This is a genomic window from Streptomyces sp. URMC 124 (assembly GCF_051386455.1).
In the GTDB taxonomy this organism is placed as follows: Bacteria; Actinomycetota; Actinomycetes; order Streptomycetales; family Streptomycetaceae; genus Streptomyces.
Genome location: NZ_JBPQTS010000093.1, coordinates 1 through 20,739, shown reverse-complemented (window position 1 = coordinate 20,739; position 20,739 = coordinate 1). Strand labels below are relative to the sequence as shown.

At 75.7% G+C, this 20,739-nt stretch carries 17 protein-coding genes and 1 pseudogene; 11 read left to right on the top strand and 7 right to left on the bottom strand.

The window, feature by feature from the left end; genetic code table 11:
- Positions 1-208 precede the first annotated feature (208 nt).
- The 3 genes and pseudogenes from ACSNOG_RS19965 to ACSNOG_RS19955 form a co-directional block, all read left to right on the top strand.
- Positions 209-547, top strand: a pseudogene (locus ACSNOG_RS19965) (hypothetical protein); the annotation flags it as partial.
- A gap of 99 nt (positions 548-646) precedes the next feature.
- Entirely contained in the window at positions 647-1,783 is a 1,137-nt protein-coding gene (locus tag ACSNOG_RS19960; protein WP_436754028.1) for an L-histidine N(alpha)-methyltransferase, read from the top strand.
- A 12-nt stretch (positions 1,784-1,795) separates the two neighbouring features.
- On the top strand, positions 1,796-2,425 hold the full coding sequence (locus tag ACSNOG_RS19955; protein ID WP_436754027.1) for a hypothetical protein: 630 nt from the start codon (positions 1,796-1,798) through the stop codon (positions 2,423-2,425).
- A 9-nt stretch (positions 2,426-2,434) separates the two neighbouring features.
- Here the strand turns inward: ACSNOG_RS19955 and ACSNOG_RS19950 are convergent, their stop codons facing one another.
- From ACSNOG_RS19950 to ACSNOG_RS19925, 6 genes are all read right to left on the bottom strand, one after another.
- Positions 2,435-7,210, bottom strand: a complete 4,776-nt coding sequence (locus ACSNOG_RS19950; protein WP_436754026.1) for a hypothetical protein — start codon at positions 7,208-7,210, stop codon at positions 2,435-2,437.
- 30 nt (positions 7,211-7,240) lie between these two features.
- Positions 7,241-8,176 (bottom strand): hypothetical protein, encoded by a 936-nt coding sequence (locus ACSNOG_RS19945; protein WP_436754025.1) that lies wholly within the window; start codon positions 8,174-8,176, stop codon positions 7,241-7,243.
- Between the two features lie 306 nt (positions 8,177-8,482).
- The gene (locus ACSNOG_RS19940) at positions 8,483-10,006 is read right to left on the bottom strand and encodes a hypothetical protein (RefSeq protein ID WP_436754024.1); all 1,524 of its coding nucleotides are present in this window, start codon (positions 10,004-10,006) and stop codon (positions 8,483-8,485) included.
- Between the two features lie 68 nt (positions 10,007-10,074).
- Positions 10,075-10,719 carry a pyroglutamyl-peptidase I gene (pcp, locus tag ACSNOG_RS19935; protein WP_436754023.1) on the bottom strand — a complete coding sequence of 215 codons (645 nt, stop codon included), beginning with the start codon at positions 10,717-10,719 and terminating at the stop codon, positions 10,075-10,077.
- A gap of 24 nt (positions 10,720-10,743) precedes the next feature.
- On the bottom strand, positions 10,744-11,712 hold the full coding sequence (locus ACSNOG_RS19930; protein WP_436754022.1) for a DUF979 domain-containing protein: 969 nt from the start codon (positions 11,710-11,712) through the stop codon (positions 10,744-10,746).
- A complete protein-coding gene (locus tag ACSNOG_RS19925; RefSeq protein WP_436754021.1) occupies positions 11,709-12,416 on the bottom strand; it encodes a DUF969 domain-containing protein in 708 nt (235 codons plus the stop codon). Before ACSNOG_RS19925 ends, ACSNOG_RS19930 begins: the two co-directional genes overlap by 4 nt.
- 102 nt (positions 12,417-12,518) lie before the next feature.
- Between ACSNOG_RS19925 and ACSNOG_RS19920 the strand changes: the two genes are divergently transcribed.
- The 4 genes from ACSNOG_RS19920 (at position 12,519) to ACSNOG_RS19905 (ending at position 16,067) form a co-directional block, all read left to right on the top strand.
- Positions 12,519-13,178: a GntR family transcriptional regulator gene (locus ACSNOG_RS19920; RefSeq protein WP_436754020.1), complete on the top strand. Its 660-nt coding sequence runs from the start codon at positions 12,519-12,521 to the stop codon at positions 13,176-13,178.
- On the top strand, positions 13,175-13,948 hold the full coding sequence (locus ACSNOG_RS19915; RefSeq protein WP_436754019.1) for a LamB/YcsF family protein: 774 nt from the start codon (positions 13,175-13,177) through the stop codon (positions 13,946-13,948). Before ACSNOG_RS19920 ends, ACSNOG_RS19915 begins: the two co-directional genes overlap by 4 nt.
- On the top strand, positions 13,945-14,574 hold the full coding sequence (gene pxpB, locus ACSNOG_RS19910; protein ID WP_436754018.1) for a 5-oxoprolinase subunit PxpB: 630 nt from the start codon (positions 13,945-13,947) through the stop codon (positions 14,572-14,574). Before ACSNOG_RS19915 ends, pxpB begins: the two co-directional genes overlap by 4 nt.
- A gap of 638 nt (positions 14,575-15,212) precedes the next feature.
- Positions 15,213-16,067: a biotin-dependent carboxyltransferase family protein gene (locus ACSNOG_RS19905; RefSeq protein WP_436754037.1), complete on the top strand. Its 855-nt coding sequence runs from the start codon at positions 15,213-15,215 to the stop codon at positions 16,065-16,067.
- Positions 16,068-16,179: 112 nt separating this feature from the next.
- Here the strand turns inward: ACSNOG_RS19905 and ACSNOG_RS19900 are convergent, their stop codons facing one another.
- A complete protein-coding gene (locus ACSNOG_RS19900) occupies positions 16,180-16,335 on the bottom strand; it encodes a hypothetical protein (protein WP_436754017.1) in 156 nt (51 codons plus the stop codon).
- Between the two features lie 187 nt (positions 16,336-16,522).
- Between ACSNOG_RS19900 and ACSNOG_RS19895 the strand changes: the two genes are divergently transcribed.
- The 4 genes from ACSNOG_RS19895 to ACSNOG_RS19880 form a co-directional block, all read left to right on the top strand.
- Positions 16,523-16,954: an SPW repeat protein gene (locus ACSNOG_RS19895; RefSeq protein ID WP_436754036.1), complete on the top strand. Its 432-nt coding sequence runs from the start codon at positions 16,523-16,525 to the stop codon at positions 16,952-16,954.
- Positions 16,955-17,309: 355 nt separating this feature from the next.
- Complete coding sequence (locus ACSNOG_RS19890) at positions 17,310-18,731, top strand: cytochrome P450 (RefSeq protein WP_436754016.1); 1,422 nt, start codon at positions 17,310-17,312, stop codon at positions 18,729-18,731.
- Positions 18,728-20,116, top strand: coding sequence for a hypothetical protein (locus ACSNOG_RS19885; protein ID WP_436754015.1), 1,389 nt, complete (start codon positions 18,728-18,730; stop codon positions 20,114-20,116). Before ACSNOG_RS19890 ends, ACSNOG_RS19885 begins: the two co-directional genes overlap by 4 nt.
- A gap of 57 nt (positions 20,117-20,173) precedes the next feature.
- A partial coding sequence (locus ACSNOG_RS19880) for a peroxidase family protein (RefSeq protein WP_436754014.1) occupies positions 20,174-20,739 on the top strand: 566 nt, incomplete at its 3' end.

The window sequence follows — 20,739 nt, the reverse complement described above, 5'->3', positions numbered from 1 at the left end:
AATGCGGCGTGAGCCTACTACTGCGGGGTACGGGACTCGAAGGCCAGTACGGTGATCGGACCGTCGTGGCGGCCACCCGTATGGCGGTAATTGCCTGTCCATGGGAACTATCGGGCACCGTCCCTCGCTCTTGTGGTGGGAGCCGGACCGCTGCGGCCGGTCTCGGCACGGACGGCGGCGGGGGCCGCCGACGAGGGGGTGATCCGTCGTGGAGCGGAATCATGACGACCCGTCGCGCCGGGCGCGACCGCCGCTGTGGGTGGAGGAGCCCGCGCGCCGGCGCCGGATGCCGGATCCGGTGCGCACCGCCGCGGTGCGCGCGGTCCTCTTCGTCGCCGTGACGCTCGTGCAGGCGATGGTCGCGGCGCTGTTCGCGTTCGCCGGGTCGTGGCTGGCGCTGCCGGCGCTGCTGTGCACCCTGGCGAGCGTCGTGGCGACGACCTGGGCGGTGCTCGACGTGTGGGTCACGCGACAGGTGTGGCGGCAAAGACACGGAGTGGTGTCCGTGCCCAGCAGTTCGGCGCGCGCGGGCAGAAGGGCCCGGCGCCCCGGCTTCCCCTGATCGTCAAGGGCCGGGTAGGTTCGGCGGTTGACGGTGTCGTACACCGGGCACGGGCGGGCGGACGGGCCATGGGGGGATGTACGGATGGCTGAGCGGGACCGGGCGGTGCATCGCATTCCGGAGGTGCTCCGGGATGCCGGCTGGACGGTGTGTCTGGTCGGCGAGGAGCAGTCGGGCAAGCTCGCCCAGGTGACCGCGGGGTTACGGCGCGGCCCGGATCCCTCGGGCTCGGGAAAGCTGATCACTTCCGGCTTCTCCTACTGGGGCCTGGAGTCCACGGTGGCCTGGGCCCACGCCTGCAACGACCTGTACTACCCCGTGATGCGCGAGAGCATCGCCTCCTTCAGCCGCCGCTGGCGGGGCCTGAGCGAGAGACTCCCCGACGGGCCGCTGCACTACGTGAGCCTCGGCCCCGGCACCGGGCAGAAGGACCAGGCCCTGCTGCGCTCCCTCGACAGCCGCGGCCGCTGCGGGTGCTACATACCGGTGGACGTCAGCGCCGAGATGCTGCGCCTCGCCCAGCGCGAGGCGCTGCAGCACCTGCACGTGCCCGTGGCGGACGTGCTCCCCGTCCAGCTGGACTTCTCGATGCCCGCCAACCTCGACCGGCTGGGCACCCTCATCCGCCGCACGGTGGGCAGCGAGCCCGTCGTCTACTCCCTGCTGGGCAACACCCTCGCCAACTTCGACAGCGACACCCAGCTGCTGGCGCTGCTGGCCGAGAAGCTGCTGCGGCCGCTGGACCGCTTCCTGCTGGAGGTGGCCACCACGGCCGGGCAGGACGAGGTCGCGGCCCGCGCCGCCGCGCAGGAGTACGAGAACAGCCCGCGCTTCCGGGAGTTCGTCACCAGCGCCCTGCTGCAGTACACCGACCTGCAGATCGACATGAACAGCCTCAGCTGCGAGGGCCTGGTCGAGGACGACCGGGCGCTGAAGATCAAGGTGATCTACCGCAACCGCACGGGGGCGGAGCTGCAGCTCACGCTGCCCGACCGCAGCACCGTCCGGTTCCCCGACCAGGACACCATCCGTCTCCTCCTCAGCCGCAAGTACACCCGCGCCGGGCTGGAGAAGATGCTGGTGGAGGCGCGGGTGACCCCGGTGGGCGAGACCCACGAGGCCGGTCACACCGCCTTCGACGGGCCCGCGTTCGGGATGACGCTGCTGCTCCTGGCCCCCGGGGACGGGACCCGGCCCGCCGGCCCCAACCCCTTCGACTGACGGCCCGGCGCCGTGGGGCTCCTCGGCCGGCTCAGCCGGCAGTTCTTCGCCGCCGCCACCATCACCTGCCTGCTGGTCGCCCTCGGCATCTGCGGGTGGTGGCTGACCGTCGCCCGGGGCCGCGACGACCACTTCGAGCCCGCCACGTCCGGGCTCGCGCTCGTCGCCGCCGTCACCGGGGTCTACGCCGAGCGGCGGGCGGCGGCCCGCGAGCGGCGCACCCAGGCGCTGCACGCACTGGCCGACGAGCTGGTGAAGAACACCGAACTGCTCGGCACCGGCTTCGCGCCGCTGGACCGGTTCGCGCCCAGGGCGCGCGTCTATCCCCGGCTGATGCAGTCGGCCACGGACGCCGCCCTGGTGTCGGGGGCGTTCTCCGAGCCCGGGCACGACGAGCTCGTCGCCCTGCTGCACCGCTGGCGGGACGCCGTGCACGACTTCAACCGGCGGCTGGACCTCACGGAGCTGCGCACGTACGTCTCACGGGTGCCGCCGGAGGAACTGCTGGCGATCGACGAAGCCATGCACCGGCCCGGCGGGCAGCTCGCCGTGCTGCGGCAGCTACGCGGCAGCGTCGAGGAGGTGTTGCGGGGGCGGTACGCGGAGCCCGGGCTCGCCGCTCGGCTGCAGCGGCCCGGGTGACGGCCTGTTCTAGGCGGGGACCTCCTCCGGCGGGCGGCGGTACATCCGCGTCGCCGTGATCTCGCCGTGGACGGCCTCCGCGCCCTCGTCCCGCTGCGGCAGGCCCGGCCGCAGGTGCTCCTCCACGCTGATGTACTTCAGGCCCGCCCTCAGGTCGGCGTCGTTGCGCAGCCGGATGACCAGCGGGAACTCGGCCAGGGCCGTGGTGTCGAACAGGCCGGTGGTGTAGAGCAGCTGCACGCCGAGCGCGTCGGCGACGGCCCGCTGGAGCTCCAGCAGGTACGTGGCGTTGGCGCGGCCGATGGGGTTGTCCAGGAACAGGGTGCCCGCGTGGCGCTGCTTGTCCCGGCCCCGGTCGTTGCTGCGCAGCGCGGCCATGGTGCAGTACAGGGCGATGGCCGCCGTGAGCAGCTGGCCGCCGGAGAAGACGTCGCCCATCTGCCGGACGGGCACCCGCTCGGCGCGCAGCACCGCGTCGGGCTTGAGGATCTCCACGGCGACGCCGCGCGGCTGCAGGGCCGCCTGGACGCCGCGCAGCAGCAGGGACATGCCGTCGCGGCGCAGGTCGGAGTTCTTCTTGACGGCCGAGCGGGTCGCCTCGTCGATGACCTCGCCGAGGCGCTCGGTGAGGGTGCTCTGGTCGGGGTCGTCGAAGCGGATGCGCAGGAACTCCTGGCCCGACCACTCCCCCAGGCCCTCGGGCAGGCGCGAGAGGCGCTGCGCGGAGCGCAGGGTGGTCAGGGAGGACTCCACGAGGCCGCGCAGCCGGTCCACGATGCTGTCGCGGTTGCGCTCCAGCTGCTCCAGCTCGTCGGTCAGCACGCGCAGGCGGGGCGCGAAGGCCTCGGCCCAGGCGGCGGCGTGCTCGGGCAGGGCGGCCGCGGGCAGTTCGCGGATCTGCTGGCGGGCGGGGGTGCGCACCTGCTCGTAGCGGGTGGAGTTGGCGTGCCGGACGAGGACGTCGCTCGCCTCGCGGACCGCGGACTCGGCTGCCGACAGGTCGCCGGCGCAGCCGCGCAGGGAACGGCGGGCCTCGGCCGCGGCCTGACGGGCCTCCTCCAGGCCGCCGGCGTACGGCTCGGTCTGCTCGGTCTCCTCCTCCGCGGAGTTGTCGCGCAGCAGGTCGCGCAGGAGGGCCGCGGTGTCGTCGAAGCCGGTGGCGGCGTCCTCGGCGGCCCGGTGGGCGCGCAGCAGGTCGCCGTGGGTGGTGCGGGCGCGCTCCAGGGCGTCGGTGCGGGCGGCGAGTTCGGCGGTGACGGTGCGCAGGAGCTCCTTGGCGCGGTCGGCGTCGCCGGGCACGAGGTCCTCGGGGAGCTCGGTGTGCGCGTCACCGTCGGCGGGGGCGAGGCGCTCGGCCTCGCCGCGCAGCCGGCCCAGCTGCTCACTGGCCGCGGACGCGCGGCTCTCCAGCATCTGGACGAGCTCCTCGGCGCGGGCCGCGGCGGCCTGCCGGGAGGGCCCGTCGGCGCCCTCGGTGCCCTCCAGGAGCTGGGCGGCGCGGGTGCGCACCTTGTTGGTGAGGCGGTCGAGCTCGTTGCGGGCGGCGCTCTCGTCGCTCTCGGCGCGGGCCTGTTCGGCGCGCAGATCGGCGCCGACGCCGACCTTCTCGTACACCTGGGAGGCGGCGCGGTAGGCCTCGCGCAGGGCGGGCAGCGAGGCGGTGGGCGGCTCGGCGGCCTCGGGCACCTCGTCGGGGGCGCCGGCGATCTCCGCGCGCTCGGCGCGCAGGGCGCGGGCCGTGCGGCGGGCGTCGTCGGCGGCCCGCTGGGCGGCGCGGCGGTCCTCGTCGGCGGCGCGGGCGCGGTCGACGCAGACGGCCGCGCGCTCCTCGGCCTCGGCGGCCTCCTCGGCGAGCTCTCGGGCGCGCGTCTGCCAGGTGGCGCGCTCGCGCAGGCGGTAGGCGAGCCCGGCGAGGGCGTCGGCGACGCGGCGGGCGCGCTGGGCGGTCTCCTGCCGCTCGTCGCGCACGCGGGCGGCCTCGGCAGCGGTCTCCTCGGCCTCGGCGCGGGCGGCGCGCAGGCCGGTCAGCTCCTCCTGGGCGGTGTCCGCGGCGGCGCGGGCCCGGGCGGCCTCGGCGGCCAGCTCGGCCAGGCGGCCGGCGGGGCAGCCGGCGCGCCACGAGGCGAGGCGGGCGGCGAGGGTGCGGTCGCCGGCGAGGCGGGCCGCTATGGCGCGGATCTCCTCGTCGCGGGCGAGGGAGCGCTCACGCAGGGTGTGCCGCTCCTCGTCGGCGGCGCGCTCGTCGTGCATGGCGGGGTTGGGCGCCACGAGGAACACGCCGTCGTCCTGGCGGCCCGTCTCCGGTACGGGTGCGAGCAGGGCCTCGGAGGTGCCGACGGCGAGGGCGGAGCGGGGCAGCAAGGACGCCGCGCCGAGCACGTCGCGGGCCCGGGCGTGGGAGTCGGTGTCGGTGATGACGACGCCGTCGACGAGCTCGGGGCGGGCCGCGAGGACGGCGGCGTGCCGGGCCGGGTCGACGGCCTGGGCGAGGTAGCGCCAGCCGGGCAGGGCGGGGATGCCGTGCTCGCCCAGGTACTCCACGGCCGCGAGGACGTCGGGGCGGGGCGGCAGCAGGCCGCCGTCGCCGAGGGCGCCCAGGATGCGGGAGTCGTCGGCGGCGGCCGTGCGCAGGTCGAACAGGTGCCGCTCGGAGGTCGCGACGCTGTCGTCGAGCAGCTCGCGCAGCGCGTCGGCGTTGCGGTCGAGCTCCTCGGCGCTCAGCGGGCCGGTCCCGGCACGGCGGGGGGCGGGCGCCGCGCCGTCGGTCTGACGGCGGGCGGCCGCGCGGACGGCGCCCGGGTAGTACGGGGCCTCGCCGTCGGGCGCGCCCTCCAAGGAGCGGCGCGGGGCGGGCGGGCGGCCGTCGCCGTGCGCGCCGGTCTCGGTGCGCTGGCCGGGCACCTGGCCGGAGACGTCCGGCTCGGGCAGGCCCAGCAGCTCGATCAGGCGCTGCTCGGCGCCGATGGACTCGGCGGCGCGGCGCTCGGCGTCGTAGGCGCCCTCGGCGGCCGTGGCGGCGTCCGCGGCGCGGGCGGCGGCCAGTTCGGCGCGGCTCTCGGCGGCGGCCGTCTCCTTGGCCCGGTCGGCGGCCTGACGGGCGGTCTCCCGCGCGGACTCGTACGCGGCGACGGCCGGCTTCTCGGCGTCGCTGGCGGCGAGGGCTGCGCGGGCCGGGTCGGCGTCGCCGGCCTCGTCGATCCAGCCGGCGCGGACGGCCTCGGCGGTCTCCTGCTCGACCTCGGCCAGGCGCTGGCGCAGGTGACCGGACTCGCTGCGGGCGCGCTGGGCCTCGGTGGCGGCCGCCGTGGCGTCGCGGTGGGCGGCCTCGCTCGCCTCCTGGAGGGCCGCGGAACGCTCCTCCTCCTCGTTGGCGCGCTGCTCGCCGTTCTCGGCGGCGGTGTTGAGGGCCCGTACGAGCTCGGTGGCGGCCCGGGTGCGGGCGGCCAGGGCCGGGGCGGCGTCGCGCTCGGCCTCGTGGATGGCGGCGGCGACGCGCGCGGAGCGGTCGGCGGCGGCGCGGTGGCGCAGGACGGTCTCGGCGGCCTGCCAGGCGGAGTGCAGCGTACGGGCGTCGTTGAGCTCGCGGCGCTGGGCGGCGGCGGCCTTCTCGGCCGCGGCGAGGGCCAGGGAGGCGTGCCGGTAGGCGATCTCGGCCGCGACCAGGGAGCTGCGGCCGCGCTCGGACTCGGCGTCGGTGACGGCGTGGGCCGCGGCGGCGACCCGCTCGGCCAGCTCGGCGGTCCGGCCGCGCTCCTCGAACGCGCGGGCGGACAGGCGGCGGGCGAGGCCGCGGGTACGGCGCTCGGCGCCGGCGTGCACGCCGCGGGCCTGCTCGCGCTTGACGGCCGCCTCGGCGATGCGCGACAGCAGGTCGAGGGAGCCGGCGGTGAAGTCCCGCTCGGCGGTGAGCTCGGCGCGGCGGCCGAGCTTGTGGGCGAAGCCGTGCACGAGGTCGGCGAGGCCGTCGGTGTCGCGGGTGTCGGTGACCGCGCGCAGCAGCAGGTCGGTGAAGTCCGAGTCGTTCTTGACGGCGAAGAGGCCGGCGGCCTCGCCCTCGTCGGCGTTCATCTCGCGCTGGTAGCGGAAGAGTTCGGGGTCCAGGCCGAGCTCGCCCAGGTGCTCGTTCCAGCGCTCGTGGATCTCCTCCCAGACCACATCCAGGTGGGGGTAGGCCTTGCCGGCCTCGGTGAGGGCGTCGCGGAAGCCCTTCATCGTGCGGCGGCGGCCCCGTGCGCCGGAGGCGCCGGAAAGCACGGAGCCGGAAGAGCCGTCGGCGGCGCTGCGCATCGCGGTGGACTCGGCCACGGGCAGCGCGTCCAGGCTCAGGCCCGGGCCGGGGCGGAAGGAGTACCAGGCCTCGGCGAACTTGCGCGGGTCGTTGGAGACCTGGCGGCCGCGCCACTCGCTGACCTTGCCGACGACGATGCTCTCGCCCGTCAGGACGTGCTGCCACTCCAGGGCGACGTGCCCGCAGTCGTCGGCCAGCAGGAACTTGCGCAGCACGCCCGAGCTGGCGCCGCCCAGGGTGTTGCGGTGGCCGGGCAGCATCACCGAGAAGATGAGCTTGAGGAGGACGGACTTGCCGCCGCCGTTCTCCAGGAAGAGCACGCCCGCCGGGGCCGGGCGGCGCGGCGGGCCGACGGGCTCCTCCTCGAAGAACTCCGCCTGCGCGGGCGCGGGGGTGGGCACGGGCGCGCCCACTCCCCGCAGGTCCAGCACGGTGTCGGCGTAGCGCGCACCGGCGGGTCCGATGGAGTAGAGGCGGACCCGGGACAGCTCGTACATGGCGGACTCTCGTGTGTGGCGGGACGGTTGTCAGGCGGAGGGGCTGTGCTGGTCTTCGAAGAAGGGCAGGCCGGCGTCGGCGACGAGGTCGAGGGCGTCGGCGTCGTCCGGCGGGAGGAGGGTCGCGCTGCCGTCGCCCACGGTCACGACGCCGAGCTCCAGCAGCTCGGCCATGGCGGCGGTGCCGGCCATGTCGCGGACCTGGAGCTGGTAGCGGGCCGTGGTGCGGAAGGCGCCGCCGGCGTCGTCGCCGGTGCGCTGCAGGAAGCCGGAGTCGACGAGGAAGGCGACGGCCTTGGCGATGATGCCCGTGGTGGAGCCGGCCAGGCGGCGGGCGTCCTTGGTGGCGCCGGTCGCACTGCGGCGCGCGTAGACCCGCCAGGCGGCTTCCAGGCCGGGGGCGTCCGTCGTCGGGTCGGTGTTCTCGCCCTGCTCGGCGGCGCGCTCCTCCAGGCGGCGGCACGCCTGCCGGACGAACGCGTCCACGCCGTTGACGGTGATGCGGCCGATGTAGCCGTCGTCGGCCAGGTCCTCCGGGCGGGGGAACGCCAGGGCGGCAACCGCGAGGTGGGCGAGGCCGTGCAGGAAGCGGTCGCCGGAGTCGGCGGTGGCGCGGCGGGCGTAGTCGCCCATACGGACGGCGAAGACGGAGTCCTCCGCGGCGGTCACCGCCATGCCGGCGCGGGTGGACACCTCCAGGACGATCAGGCCGAGACCGGCCGCGACGGCGTCCGCGAGGCGCGCGAAGGCGGGGTCCTCGCGGTGGCGGCGCAGCAGCTCGGCGTACTCGGCGTCCCGCGCGGGCACGAGCTTGGGCTGCAGCCCGAACGCGACGAGGCGCGCGGCGTCGGCGGCGTCCGCCGGGGTCACGGTGCCGGCGCCGCTCGCCGCTCGCGCCTCCCCGCTCTCGCCGGCTTCGCCCGCACCGGGCTCGTCGGCCGGGGCCTCGGCGTCGTACTCAGTCACGGTGTGCTCCTGCGGATGTGGTCTTTCGGTGGGCCCGGCACCGCCGGAATGCGACGTCGTGGCCCGTCGCCGTCGCGGCGGGAGGGAGGACCCGGCTTCCCGGGAACGCATGGGTGGCCGTTGCAGCGGCGAGGTCCCCCCTGCCGGGGCGGCTGCCGGCCGTACTCTCTTGCCCGCCGCAACGGCGGGAAGACGTACGGTGCGTCCCGGCGGTGCCGCACCGGCTGCAAGTCGTCGGCGTCACGCGCGGGCGAGCCGCACTCCCGGGCCGGGCACAACCCCGGGCCGCCCGCCGCAGGCGGGCCGTCATGATGCCTCCGCTCGGTCCGCGGCCATGCCGGCCGCGTCGAGCAGGGCCGTGCCCACGATGAGGTCGGCGCCGCCGAATTCGGGGTCGTCGAGGGGCGTGCCGTCGTCGACGGCGAAGAGCAGGGACTGCTCGCCCTGGCGGTAGGCCGTGCCGACGGCGGGGCTCGCGGCGTGGACGGCGAGGAGGGCGACGAGGTAGGGCAGTTCGGGGTCGCGGCGGCGGGCCTCGGCGAGGAGGCCGGAGAGCCGGCGCGGCGCGTCGGGCGGCAGGGTGAGCAGCTCCATGGCGCTCGCCAGCTGCTCCTCGCTGAAGCGGCTGTCGTCCGGTGTGGCGATGAGGTCCGGCTCGGGCATCTCCGCCCCGAGGTGCTCCCGCTCGGCGGGCGGGGTCAGCAGCATGTCGACGAGGTCGCCGACGCGGACGGAGACGGGCGTGCGCAGCCCCGTGCCGCGGGCGAAGAAGGCGTCGGTGACACGCCCGGCCGCCTCCAGCGGCAGCGGCAGCACGGGGGCGAGGAGCTGCCCGTAGAGGTCGAGGCCGGCCCGGCCCGCGCTCACCGCGAACGCCTGGCGGTCCTGCTCGGCGCGGAAGAGCGGCCCGGCTTCCAGCAGCCGGGACTGCAGCTGGGTGTGGCGGCGGATGCAGTCCTTGACGATGTCGACGAGCTCGGCGGCACGCCGCTTGTGCTCGGGTTCTTCGGCCTCGTCGCGCGCCTTGCGGATGTTGGTGAGGATCGCGTTCTCGTGGCGGTAGCGGTCGGCGACGTGGTCGAGCGCTTCGGCGATCATGTCGGGGACGGCCCGCAGCCAGTCGACGGCGCGGACGTTGCGCCGGGTGGCGTCGAGGGTCTTGCGGAGGGTCTCGGCGTACTGCACCGTGCGGTAGCGCGCCTGCTCGGCGGCGAGCTGCGCGTCGGCGAGGCGGCCCCGGCTGATGAGGACCTCGAGCTTGACCTCGGCGGCGATCTGGGCGCTGGTGACGTCGGTGTCGAGGGCGCCGACGAGGACGTTGACGGCCTCGTCCGTGGTGCGCAGGAAGACCGTGCCACCGGGCCCGGGCACCTCTTCGACGAGCTTGAAGTCGTAGTCGCGCCGGACGTAGACGCCGTCGGCACCGAAGGTGCCGTAGACGGCGCGGAAGCCGCGGTCGACGCTGCCGACGTTGATGAGGTTCTCCAGGACCCAGCGGGCCACCCGCTCGTGCTCGGCCTGCGGGCGCTCGGGGGCCTGGGCGGCGACGCGCGGCTGCAGCCGGGCCACTATCTGCTCGTGGTCGGCGCCGGTGTCGAAGTCCATGTTGAGCGTGACCAGGTCGATGGCGGCGAGCGCCACCTCCGCCATGGCGTAGACGCCGTACTCGCCCGCGAGGTTGGCCTTGCGCGCGTCCAGGTCGTGCAGCGGCGCCGTGCAGGCGAGCGCGCGCAGGCGGCGGGCCAGGCCCTCGTCGGCGGCCGGGCCCGGGGCCGGTCGCGACGGCCCGTTGAGCTGGGGCGGAGCGGCCGCCGGGGCTGGAGAAGTCACGTCGCACAGAGTAGGCGGTCGCACGGACAACGGACGAAACGGCACGGGCGGAATGTCCCGCCTCGCCCCTAGTGTGTGGCTCCGCCTTCCGCACGGATGTCCGTGGTGCGCCCGGCCGCGGTGACGGCGATCACACAGAGTGCCTCGGCGGCGGCGGGGACGGGCAGGGAGGGCAGGGCCCGGTCGGTGACCTGTCCGGGGGCGTAGGGCACGTGCACGAATCCGCCCCGCAGCCCGGGGCGTTCGGTGGCGGCGAGGTGCATCAGGCCGTAGAAGACGTGGTTGCAGACGAAGGTCCCGGCGGTCTGGGAGACCGAGGCGGGCAGGCCCGCGTCCCGTACGGCGGCGACGCACGCCTTGACGGGGAGGGTCGCGAAGTAGGCGGCGGGGCCGCCGGGGACGACGGGCTCGTCGACGGGCTGCGCGCCCGCGTTGTCGGGGATGCGGGCGTCGTCGATGTTGACGGCGATGCGTTCGACGGTGACGTCGGGGCGGCCGCCCGCCTGACCCACGCACAGCACGAGGTCGGGCGCGGTGCGCTCGACGGCCTCCCGCAGGGCGTCGAGGGAGGCGCCGAAGGCGCAGGGCAGCCGGGCGGTGGAGAGGACGAGTCCCTCGGGCGCGCGTGCGGCGGCCGCGCGCACGGCCTCCCAGGAGGGGTTGAGGGCCTCTCCGTCGAAGGGCTCGAATCCGGTGAGCAGGACGCGGGTCATGGGGTCGTTCCCTTCCCGGGGCCGTCAGACGGCGAAGAGGTACATGATGGCGATGTTGCAGCCGAGCAGGGCGACGGCCGTGGGAAGTTGCGCCTTGATGGGCCCGTACTGGTCCTTCAGTTCGAGCAGGGCCGCGGGGACGACGTTGAAGTTGGCGGCCATGGGCGTCACGAGCGTGCCGCAGAAACCGGCGAGCATGCCGATGGCCAGGACGGCCGGGGCGTTGCCGTGCTCCTGGACGACGAGGACCGGCCAGCCGACGGCCGCGGTCATGACGGGGAAGGCGGCGAAGCCGTTGCCCATGACGACGGTGAAGAGGAACATGCCGGTGCAGTAGACGACGACGGCCAGGAAGAGGGAGCCGTCGGGCAGCACCGCGGTGGTGATCCTGCGGACCTGGTCGCCGACGCCGGCGACGGAGAAGATGGAGCCGAGGGTGGCGAGGAGCTGGGGCAGGAGCATGGCCCAGCCCATCGACTCCAGCATGGACCGCCCGGCGTGCAGGGGTGTCGCGAGCCGCTTCTCGCGCAGCATCACCATGCCGACGACGAGGGCGACGACGGCGCCGATGCCGAGCCCGAGGATGGTCTCGCTGCCCTTCTGCAGGACGGGCTCGCCGTCCAGGGAGAGCTTCTTGACGCCGACGGCGCAGATCAGGGCGACGACGGGGATGGTGAGCGCGGGGACGAAGAGGCGGCTGCCCCAGCGCGCGGCGCGTGCTTCCCGCTGTTCGGGCGTGGCCGCGCCGCCCTTGCCGCGCCCGGTGAACCCGAAGCCCGCGAGGCAGACCATGACGAGGACGGCCGCGCCCAGGGGTTCGGCGGGGGCCGACTTGTCGGCGACCCAGGTGCCGTAGACGAAGCCGAGGCCGAGCAGGCCCCAGAACGCGGCCGTGCCGTAGCGCTTGGGGTTGGTGCGGTCGGTGAGCATCTGCGCGGCCATCACCAGGAAGATGCCGCCGACCAGCCAGTAGAACCACTCGGCCTTGATCACTTGACGCTCTCCCCGAGGTCGGCGCTCCGGTCCGGCCCGGCGGACCCCGCGAGCAGTTGGCGGTCGAGCCGCAGCAGCCGCCAGCCGTGGACGGCGAGCGCGCACAGGGCCGTGGGGATCGCCCACAGCGCGAGCTGCAGCGGTTCGAGGTGCGTGTGGTACGTGGTGTTGACGAAGCCGGTGATCAGCAGGATCGATCCGACGGCCAGGAAGACGTCCTCGCCGAAGAAGAGCCCGACATTGTCCGCGCTCGCGGCGAACGAGCGCACCTTCTCGCGGGCCTTTTCGCCCAGCGGCCCGTGGCGGCGCTCGGCGGCGCCCTCGGCCATGGGCGCGGCGAGCGGCCGCACGGTCTGGGCGTGCCCGAAGACGTTGTTGAGGCCGACGGCGGCGGCGATCTGGCGCAGCAGGAGGTAGAGCGCCAGGAAGCGGCCCGCGGTGAGCCCGGCGAAGCGGGTGATCAGGCGGCGGGCCTGTTCCTGGAGGCCGTGGTGTTCGAGCAGGCCGATGACGGGCAGCGTGATGACGAAGATCGTCACCGAGCGGCTGGAGGCGAACCCGGTGCCGAAGGCGGCCAGGACGCGCTGGGGGGAGAGGCCGCCGAGGAGGCCCGTGACGATGCCGGCGGCCCCGACCACCAGCAGGGGGTTGCGCCTCGTGGCGAAGCCGAGCACGACCACGAGGACACCCAGGAGAACGATCATGGGTTTCGCCTTCCGGGATCCCGGACGGCCCTCACTCGATCGGGTGAGGGGATTGGCGAGGAGGCTAAGATATTGTTCAACAATTCTCAATAGGTATTGGGGATGACGATGGCCCTGTCCACTGCGCAGCGCGTGGCCGACGTGCTCCGCGACCGCATCGAGGGCGGCGGTCTGCCGCCCGGCACCCGGCTCTCCGAAGAGGCCCTCGGCCGGGACCTCGGGGTCTCGCGCAACACGCTGCGCGAGGCGTTCCGCCTGCTCATCCACGAGAGCCTGGTCGTCCACCGGCTCAACCGCGGCGTCTTCGTCCGCGTCGTCGACCCCGCCGACGTCACCGACATCTACCGGGTGCGCGCCGCCCTGGAGTGCGCCGGCGTCCGGGCCGCCGCGGGGGCCGGACGCCCGCTGCGCGAGGCCGTGACCGCGGCGGTGAAGGAGGCCGAGCGCGCCGCCGCCGGGGGCGACTGGCAGGAGGTCGGCTCGGCCGACCTGCGCTTCCACCGGGCGCTGGCCGCCCTGTCCGGCAGCCCGCGCATCGACGCCGCGATGGACCGGCTGCTGGCCGAACTGCGCCTGGCCTTCCACGCGATGCCCTCGGCGCGCCGCTTCCACGAACCCTTCCTGGCGCGCAACCGCGCCCTCGCACGGCTCCTGGAGGACGGCGAGTACGGACGCGCGGAGAGCGAGCTGACCACCTATCTGGACGACGCCCGGGAGCTCATCCTGGGCGCTCTGCGGGAGCGGGAAGGGGAGAACGCATGAACGTCCACGGCACCGCCGTGCTCGACCTCAACGCCGACCTCGGGGAGGGCTTCGGGCGCTGGCGCCTGACCGACGACGACGCCCTGCTGTCCGTGGTGACGAGCGCGAACGTCGCCTGCGGCTTCCACGCCGGCGACCCCTCCACCATGCGGCGGGTCTGCGAGCGCGCCGCCGAACGGGACGTGCGCATCGGCGCCCAGGTCTCCTACCGAGACCTGGCCGGCTTCGGGCGCCGCGCCATGGACGTGCCCCCGGACGAGCTCGCCGACGAGATCACCTATCAGATCGGCGCCCTGCGCGCCTTCGCGCTCGCGGCCGGCTCGGACGTCGCCTACGTCAAGCCGCACGGAGCGCTCTACAACCGCACGGTCGCCGACGCCGAGCAGGCCGCGGCCGTGGTCGCCGGGGTGCTGCGCGCGGGCGGGTCCCTGCCCGTGCTGGGCCTGCCGGGTTCGCAGCTGCACGAGGCCGCGGCCGGGGCCGGACTGCCGGTGGTCGCCGAGGCGTTCGCCGACCGCGCCTACACGGCCGCGGGCACCCTGGTGCCGCGCCGTACCCCCGGTGCGGTCGTCCTCGACCCGGACGCCGTCGTCGCCCGCTCCGTACGGATGGCCCGGGAGGCGGCCGTCACGTCCCTGACGGGCGAGGAGGTCACGGTCCGGGCCCGCTCCCTGTGCCTGCACGGCGACACTCCGGGCGCCGCGGACCTCGCCCGCCGGGTCCGCGCGGCGCTGGAGGCCGCGGGCGTCCGGCTGGAGGCCTTCGCGTGAGCGCGCCCCGCGCCCGCCCCCTGCGCGTCGGCCCGCACGCCCTGCTCGTCGAGGTCGCCGGCGGCGAGGAGGCCCAGGCGCTCCACGCCGAGCTGCTGCGCCGCCGGGCCGCGGGGACGCTGCCGGCCGTGGCCGAGATCGTGCCCGCGGCGCGCACCGTCCTCCTCGACGGCCTGGCCGACCCGCAGGCCCTCGCCGCCGACATCGTGCGCTGGGACGTACCGCCGCTCACGGCCGCCGACGGCGATCCCGTGGTCCTGCCGGTCCGCTACGACGGGGCCGACCTCGCCGAGGTGGCGGACCTGTGGGGCGTCGCCGCGGAGGAGGTCGCAGCGATCCACTCCGGCCTGGAATTCCGCGTCGCCTTCTGCGGCTTCGCCCCCGGCTTCGGCTATCTGACCGGCCTGCCGGAGCACCTGCACGTGCCGCGCCGGGCCACGCCGCGCACGTCCGTGCCCGCCGGGGCGGTCGGACTGGCGGGCCCGTACACCGGCGTGTACCCCCGCTCCTCCCCCGGCGGCTGGCAGCTCATCGGCCGGACGGACGCCGTCCTGTGGGACGCGGCACGGGAACCGGCGGCGCTGCTGGCCCCCGGCACCCGCGTACGTTTCGAGGTGAGCGCATGACCGGAACCGAAGCGGACGGCCGGACGACCGGAACGGGCGGCCTGCCCGAGGCGGTCGGCCGTACGCCCGAAGCGGACAGACGCCCGTCCGAAACGGTGAGCCGCACGTCCGAAACGGACGGCAGGGCCCCCGGAGCGGACGGCCGCATGGCCGGACCGGACGGCCGCACGCCTGGAGCGGGCGAGCGCCACTCCGGAGCGGAGGGGCGCGACTCCGAAACGGACGAGCGCCACTCCGGAACAGGCGGCCGCACGCCCGGACCGGACGACCGCACCCCCGGAGCGGACGACCGCGGCTCCGGAACGGACAGCCGGACGACCCGAGCGAACGACCGCCACTCCGGAACGGACAGCCGGACGACCGGACCGGACGACCGCGACTCCGGAACGCGCCAGCGCCCCTCCGGAACAGACGGCCGGACGACCCGAGCGAACGAACGCGACTCCGGAACGGACAGCCGCACGCCCGGACCGGACGACCACGACTCCGGAACGCGCCAGCGCCCCTCCGGAACAGACGGCCGGACGACCCGAGCGAACGACCGCCCCTCCGGAACGGACAGCCGGACGACCGGAGCGGAGGACCGCGGCTCCGGAACGAACGCCCGGACGACCCGAGCGGGAAGCGGCACGCCCGCCCTGACCGTCGTCCGCCCCGGCGCCCTGACGACGGTGCAGGACCTCGGCCGGCCCGGCCACGCGCACCTGGGCGTCGGCCGCTCCGGCGCCCTGGACCGCCCCGCGCACGCGCTCGCCAACCGGCTCGTCGGCAACCCCGCCGGCCTCGCCGCGCTGGAGACCACCGTCGACGGCTGCGCCGTGCGCACCACGGCGGCGGTGACCGCCGCCGTGACCGGCGCCCCCTGCGCGGTGCGGGTCGACGGCCGCCCGGTGGCCTGGGGCGCGGCGGTACGGGTCCCGGCGGGTGCGGTGCTGGAGGTGGGCCGGGCTTCCTGGGGGCTGCGCAGCTACGTGGCGTTCGCGGGGGGCCTGGCCGTGCCGCCGGTGCTCGGCAGCCGCTCCCGCGACCTGCTGTCGGGGCTGGGGCCGGACCCCCTGGCCGTGGGCACGGAGCTGCCGCTCGGCGCGCCCTGCGGGCCCTCCACGGGCGCCGACGCCGTGCCCTGGCCGGGCCCGCCGGCCGGCGGGCTGGTGCTGCGGGTCGTGCTCGGCCCGCGCGACGACTGGTTCACGCCCGCCGCGCTGCGCACCCTGGCCCGCGGGGGCTTCCGGGTGTCGGCCGCGAGCAACCGGATCGGCCTGCGCACGGAAGGCCCGGCCCTGGAGCGCGCCGCGGAGGGCGAACTCCCGAGCGAGGGGATGGTCCTGGGCGCGGTCCAAGTCCCTCCGGACGGCCGCCCGGTCGTCTTCCTCGCCGACCACCCGACGACCGGCGGCTATCCCGTCGTCGGCGTGGTCCCCGAGGCGAGCCTGTCCGCCGCGGCACAGGCCGTTCCCGGCACGCCGGTGCGGTTCGTACCCGTGCGCGGCTGAGACGGCGCCCGGCCACGGTCCGGGCACGCGCCGCCCTGCAGGCCCGCGGGGCCGCACGGTGCGGCCCGGGGCCGCGGGGCCGGGAGCTCGCCCGGCCCCGCGGCCCTCGCGGTCAGTCCAGTCCGCGGATGATGTGCGACTCGGCGTCGGGGTCCTCGCCGGTGCGTTCCGGCGCCTCGCCCGGGGCCGTACGGCGGGCCCTCGCGGTCTCCTCCCGGGTCTCGCCCCGGTGCTGCATCCGCTCGCCCTGCCCCTTGAGCTGTTCCACGGCCGCCTCCTCGCTTCGCCGAACCCCCGGAAACCGACTGGCCGGGTTCCCCCAGGGTGACGGGCCGAAACCGGGCCCCAACACAGGGGAAATCGCCAGATATGACGACCCCCATTCAGGTGAAAATGCCTCCAATCAGGTTAAAATGCAGGCAGGTCCGACCTGACACGGAAAGAAGGTGGCCGACGTGACCGCTCCTACGTCGCCCCGGATAGAACAGCACCCGGACATCCTGGCGCTCCGCGCCCACTCCGAAGCGGCGACGAGCACGCCCGTCGCCCAGGCCGTCGAGGCACTCGCCCTTCTCTGCGGTGTCTATCTGGCCGCATCGCCATGGATTGTGGGCTTCAGCGGCGCATCCACCCTTGCCATCCACAACCTGATCGTGGGAGCAGCCTTTGCTTGCCTGGTCGGTGGTTTCGGGCCCGCCTACGAGCGCACGCACGCGATGAGCTGGGCCGCACTGTGTCTCGGCGCCTGGACGATCATCTCCCCCTGGGTCGTCTCCGGGCACGCGTTCGTCACGCACGCCATCGTGAGCAACGTCATCGTCGGCGCGGTCGCCTGCCTGGTGGCCCTCGCCCTGGCACGCATGGGGATGGCGAGGTCACGGCGCTGACCGCCCCACAGTCTGAAAAAGGCTGGATTTCGCCGTTCTGCCGTTCTGCCGTCCGCACCGTCCACGCCGCCCCCCTTCCGGCGGCCTTCCCCCTCCGGCCCCGTCGCCCCGCACACCGGGCGGCGGGGCCGGAGCCCGTCACGGGACGACCACGCCGCCCACACCCACCGCGCGGCAACAACAACCACCCCATTCACCCGGGGGGATGAAAACTCGGGTGATGTTCGTACCTGATGACTCCGCCGGACGGGAAGTGGCAATGCTCCCCCTCCCACTGATCACACCAACCTCACGAGGTCCGACGCATGACGATCGAGGCGCTGCCCGAGGGGCCGCGCGACCGGGGGGCCCAGGGATGAGCCACCTCTACAGCTACAGCGCGCCCGGGGTCGGCACGGGCCGGGGGACGGCACTGCCCGCCGCGTCCGCGGGGGAGAACCTCCGGCTCACCCTCGTCTACTTCCTCCCCAACTACCTCAAGGGCGTCTTCCGCTCCCGGCCCCGGATGGCCGCCCTCCTCGCCCGGGCGGACACCGCCCGGCGCGGCCTGGAAGCCATGCGTCGCATGCGCCGCAAGTACGGCCGCGGCCCCGTCATGGTGCGCGGCGCCGCCGGCCCGACGCTCCTCGTGCTGGACGCCGACGACGCCCGGCAGGTCCTCTCCGGGCCGGTGGGCGTCTACGCGGTCGACACCTGGGAGAAGGTGAGCGGCTTCGCGGCCGTCCAGCCCGAGACGCTGGTGGCCTCGCACGGCCGGCAGCGCGCGGTGCGCCGGATGTTCAACGACGCGGTCCTGGACGCCGGCTGCCCGGTGCACCGGCTCGCCGACCGCTTCCTGCGCGTCGCCGGCGAGGAGGCCGCGGCCCTCATGGGCCCCGAGGCGGCGAACGGGCTGCGCCCGGAGGCGCTGCGCGAGGGCTTCGAGCGCGTGGGGCGGCGCTGCTTCCTGGGCGAAGCCGCCGCCGACGACGAGGAGTTCTCCCGGCTCCTGTCCGAGCTGCTCGCCGAGGCCAACTGGATGGGGGCCCGCCGCTGGCGGACCCGCCGCGCCCGCCGGGTCCGCCGCAAGATGATGCAGCGTCAGGCCCGCTATCTGTACGAGGCCGACCCGCGCAGCCTGGCGGGGCTGTTCGCGGCGGCTCCCCGCGGCCCCGAGACCGCCCCGGAGTGCCAGGTCAGCCACTGGTTCATGGCGCTCGGCGCGCTGAGCGCCGTCACCGTGCAGACGCTCGCCCTGCTCGCCACGCACCCGCGCCACCACGAGCGCGCGCTGCAGGAGATCCGGGCCGCGGACCGCACGCACGGGCCGCGCACCGTCCCCGGCTTCCTCGGCATGCCCTACCTGCGCGCCTGCGTGCAGGAGGCGGCCCGGCTGTGGCCGCCCGTGACCGGCCTCGCGCGCCGGACCACCGGCGAGACCCGCTGGCGGGACTCGATCGCGCCGGGCGGGGTCAACGTCCTCGTGCCGACGGCGTTCCACGCCCGCGACGGCGAACGGATCGAGTACGCCCACCGGTTCGCGCCCGAGAAGTGGCTGGACGGCACCGCCGAGCGCGACTGGGCGGTCAGCCCGTTCAGCCGGGGCGAAGCGCAGTGCAGCGGCATGGAGCTCGGCCTGCAGCTGGCCACGGCGTTCGTCGCCGAACTGCTGCGCGACAGCGAGATGGCCGTCGCCGGGGTCCGGCTCGGCCCCGGCTACCCCCTCCCGCACACCTTCGACACCTCGCGGCTGCGGATCGGGATCCGCACCGCCCGTACGCCGGAGGAGGGCGCATGACGAGGGAGGAGTCACCGGGTTCCCGGGACACGGGGGCCGGCCCGCACGACGCGACGGCCGCCCGGCTCACCAGCGCGGCCCGCGAGCTGGGCGAGGCCGCGGGGGCCGTCCGCGAGGCCGGCCTCGCGGTCACGGCCGTCGCCACCGACCCCGCGCTGCTCGCCTCGCTCGGCCGCTCGCCCCGCCGCGGGCTGCCCGCGGCCCGGGCCCTGGCCCACGGCCTCACCGACGCCGCGGGCCTGGGCTACGCCCCCGACGGGGGGCGGGCCGGCCGGCTCGCCCGGCTGGCGGGCGCGGGCGCCGCCCGCAAGAGCCTCGCGGCCGATCTGGCGGTCAGCGCGCTGCGGCTGCGCATCCGGCTGTGCGCGACGCGGCAGGCGGAGTACGCCGCGGAGAGCTCGGTACGGCGGCTGCTCGTCGCCGTCGAGGCCGGGCTGCCCGAGCTGGCGCTGCGCATCCTCCGCGAGCGCCTGCGCGTCCGGGGAGCCGGGCGCACCCTGGCCGCACTCACCCCGGCCCTCGGCGACGTGAGCGCGTGGAGCGCCCTGGCGGACGGCAATCCGTTCAACGACGCGGCGGCCTGGCACACCGTCACGGGCACGTCGGACGACGCCGTTCCCCTGCCCGGCCCCCGCCGCGAGGCCCGCGCCGGCTCCCTCCGGAGCCGGGCGAAGGCCGTCGCCGAGCCGCCGGACCCCGCGTTCCTCGACGGCCTCGACAACAGCGGGGGCATCACGGCCCACCTGCGCAACCTGGCCGCCCTCGGCCACGGCAGGATGCTCACCCGGCACGTCACCGGCCCGGACGGGGTCGCCCGCTGTCTGGTGCTGCTGCCCGGCCCGGGGTTCGTCCTGCCGCGCACGGCCTCCCCGCAGGAGCTGGCCGCGGCCGTCGCCGAGCTGGGCCGCGCCGGCTCCCCGTACACCCTCGCCGTCCGCGAGGCCCTGCTCCGCTCGGTGCCCGAAGGGATGCCGGTCGCGCTCGTCGGGCACGGCCACGGCGGAGTGACGGCCGGGCACCTGGCCCGCGCCCCGGAGGCGGGCGCCCGCCTGCGGCTCACGCACGTCGTCGCGGTCGGCTCCCCGGCCCCGCCCCGCCGCCCGCACGACCCCCGCACCCGTGTCACGGCCCTCACCGAGGAGCACGACCTGACGCCCCGTCTGGGAGGCCGCGGCCCCGTCCCGCTCCTCCCGCCGCCCCCGGGCCTGCTGGAGATCACCTGGGCGGACCCCTCGTACGACGTCCCGCAGTGCCACGGCGCCGAGGCCTACGCCCAGAGCCTGGACAAGACCGCCCCCGAGGTCCGCGACCGGGTGGACGAACTGCTGGCCCCCTACCGGGGCCGGGCCGGGCGGACCGTCGTCCACCGCCTCCCGGCCGGCTAGGGCCCGCGCGCCCGAGTGTCCGAAGCACCTTCTGCACACCCTCACGGAGAACTGTCGATGACGCCGGTACCGCGCCGCCGCGAGTGGCACGCCCTCCCCTTCCCCCTCGCGCTGCTGGAGCTCAGAAGACAGCGGCAAGTGCTGCGGGCGCACAACCTGCACGACACCTACGGGGCCGGCGGCGAGCGCCCCCGCACGCCCACCGCCGAGCTGCTGCCCCACCGCAGCTACGACGGCTCGGGATACGACCCCGGCGATGCCGACATGGGCCGGGCGGGCACCCGGTTCGACCGCAATTGCGCCCTGCCGGAGACCTTCCCCGAGCCCGAGGACGGCGGCCTGCTCTCGCCCAGCCCGCGTGAGGTCAGCCGGCAGCTGCTGCGCCGCCGCTCCGGCTTCCGCCCCGCCACGGGCCTGAACCTGCTCGCCGCGGCCTGGATCCAGTTCCAGAACCACGGCTGGTTCAGCCACGGGGAGAACAAGGCCGCCGACCCGCTGGACGTTCCGCTGGCCGACGGCGACGACTGGCCGCAGTGCCCGATGCTCGTGCGCCGGGGCTGTCCGGCATCGACCTCACGGGCTTCAACGACAACTACTGGGTCGGGCTGTCCCTGCTGCACACG

Excerpts from the sequence above, each read along its gene's own strand:
- ACSNOG_RS19960 (WP_436754028.1), top strand. The coding sequence starts at position 647 with ATGGCTGAGCGGGACCGGGCGGTGCATCGCATTCCGGAGGTGCTCCGG.
- pcp (WP_436754023.1), bottom strand. The coding sequence starts at position 10,719 with ATGACCCGCGTCCTGCTCACCGGATTCGAGCCCTTCGACGGAGAGGCC.
- ACSNOG_RS19890 (WP_436754016.1), top strand. The coding sequence starts at position 17,310 with ATGAGCCACCTCTACAGCTACAGCGCGCCCGGGGTCGGCACGGGCCGG.
- ACSNOG_RS19950 (WP_436754026.1), bottom strand. The coding sequence starts at position 7,210 with ATGTACGAGCTGTCCCGGGTCCGCCTCTACTCCATCGGACCCGCCGGT.
- ACSNOG_RS19885 (WP_436754015.1), top strand. The coding sequence starts at position 18,728 with ATGACGAGGGAGGAGTCACCGGGTTCCCGGGACACGGGGGCCGGCCCG.
- ACSNOG_RS19915 (WP_436754019.1), top strand. The coding sequence starts at position 13,175 with ATGAACGTCCACGGCACCGCCGTGCTCGACCTCAACGCCGACCTCGGG.
- ACSNOG_RS19925 (WP_436754021.1), bottom strand. The coding sequence starts at position 12,416 with ATGATCGTTCTCCTGGGTGTCCTCGTGGTCGTGCTCGGCTTCGCCACG.
- ACSNOG_RS19920 (WP_436754020.1), top strand. The coding sequence starts at position 12,519 with ATGACGATGGCCCTGTCCACTGCGCAGCGCGTGGCCGACGTGCTCCGC.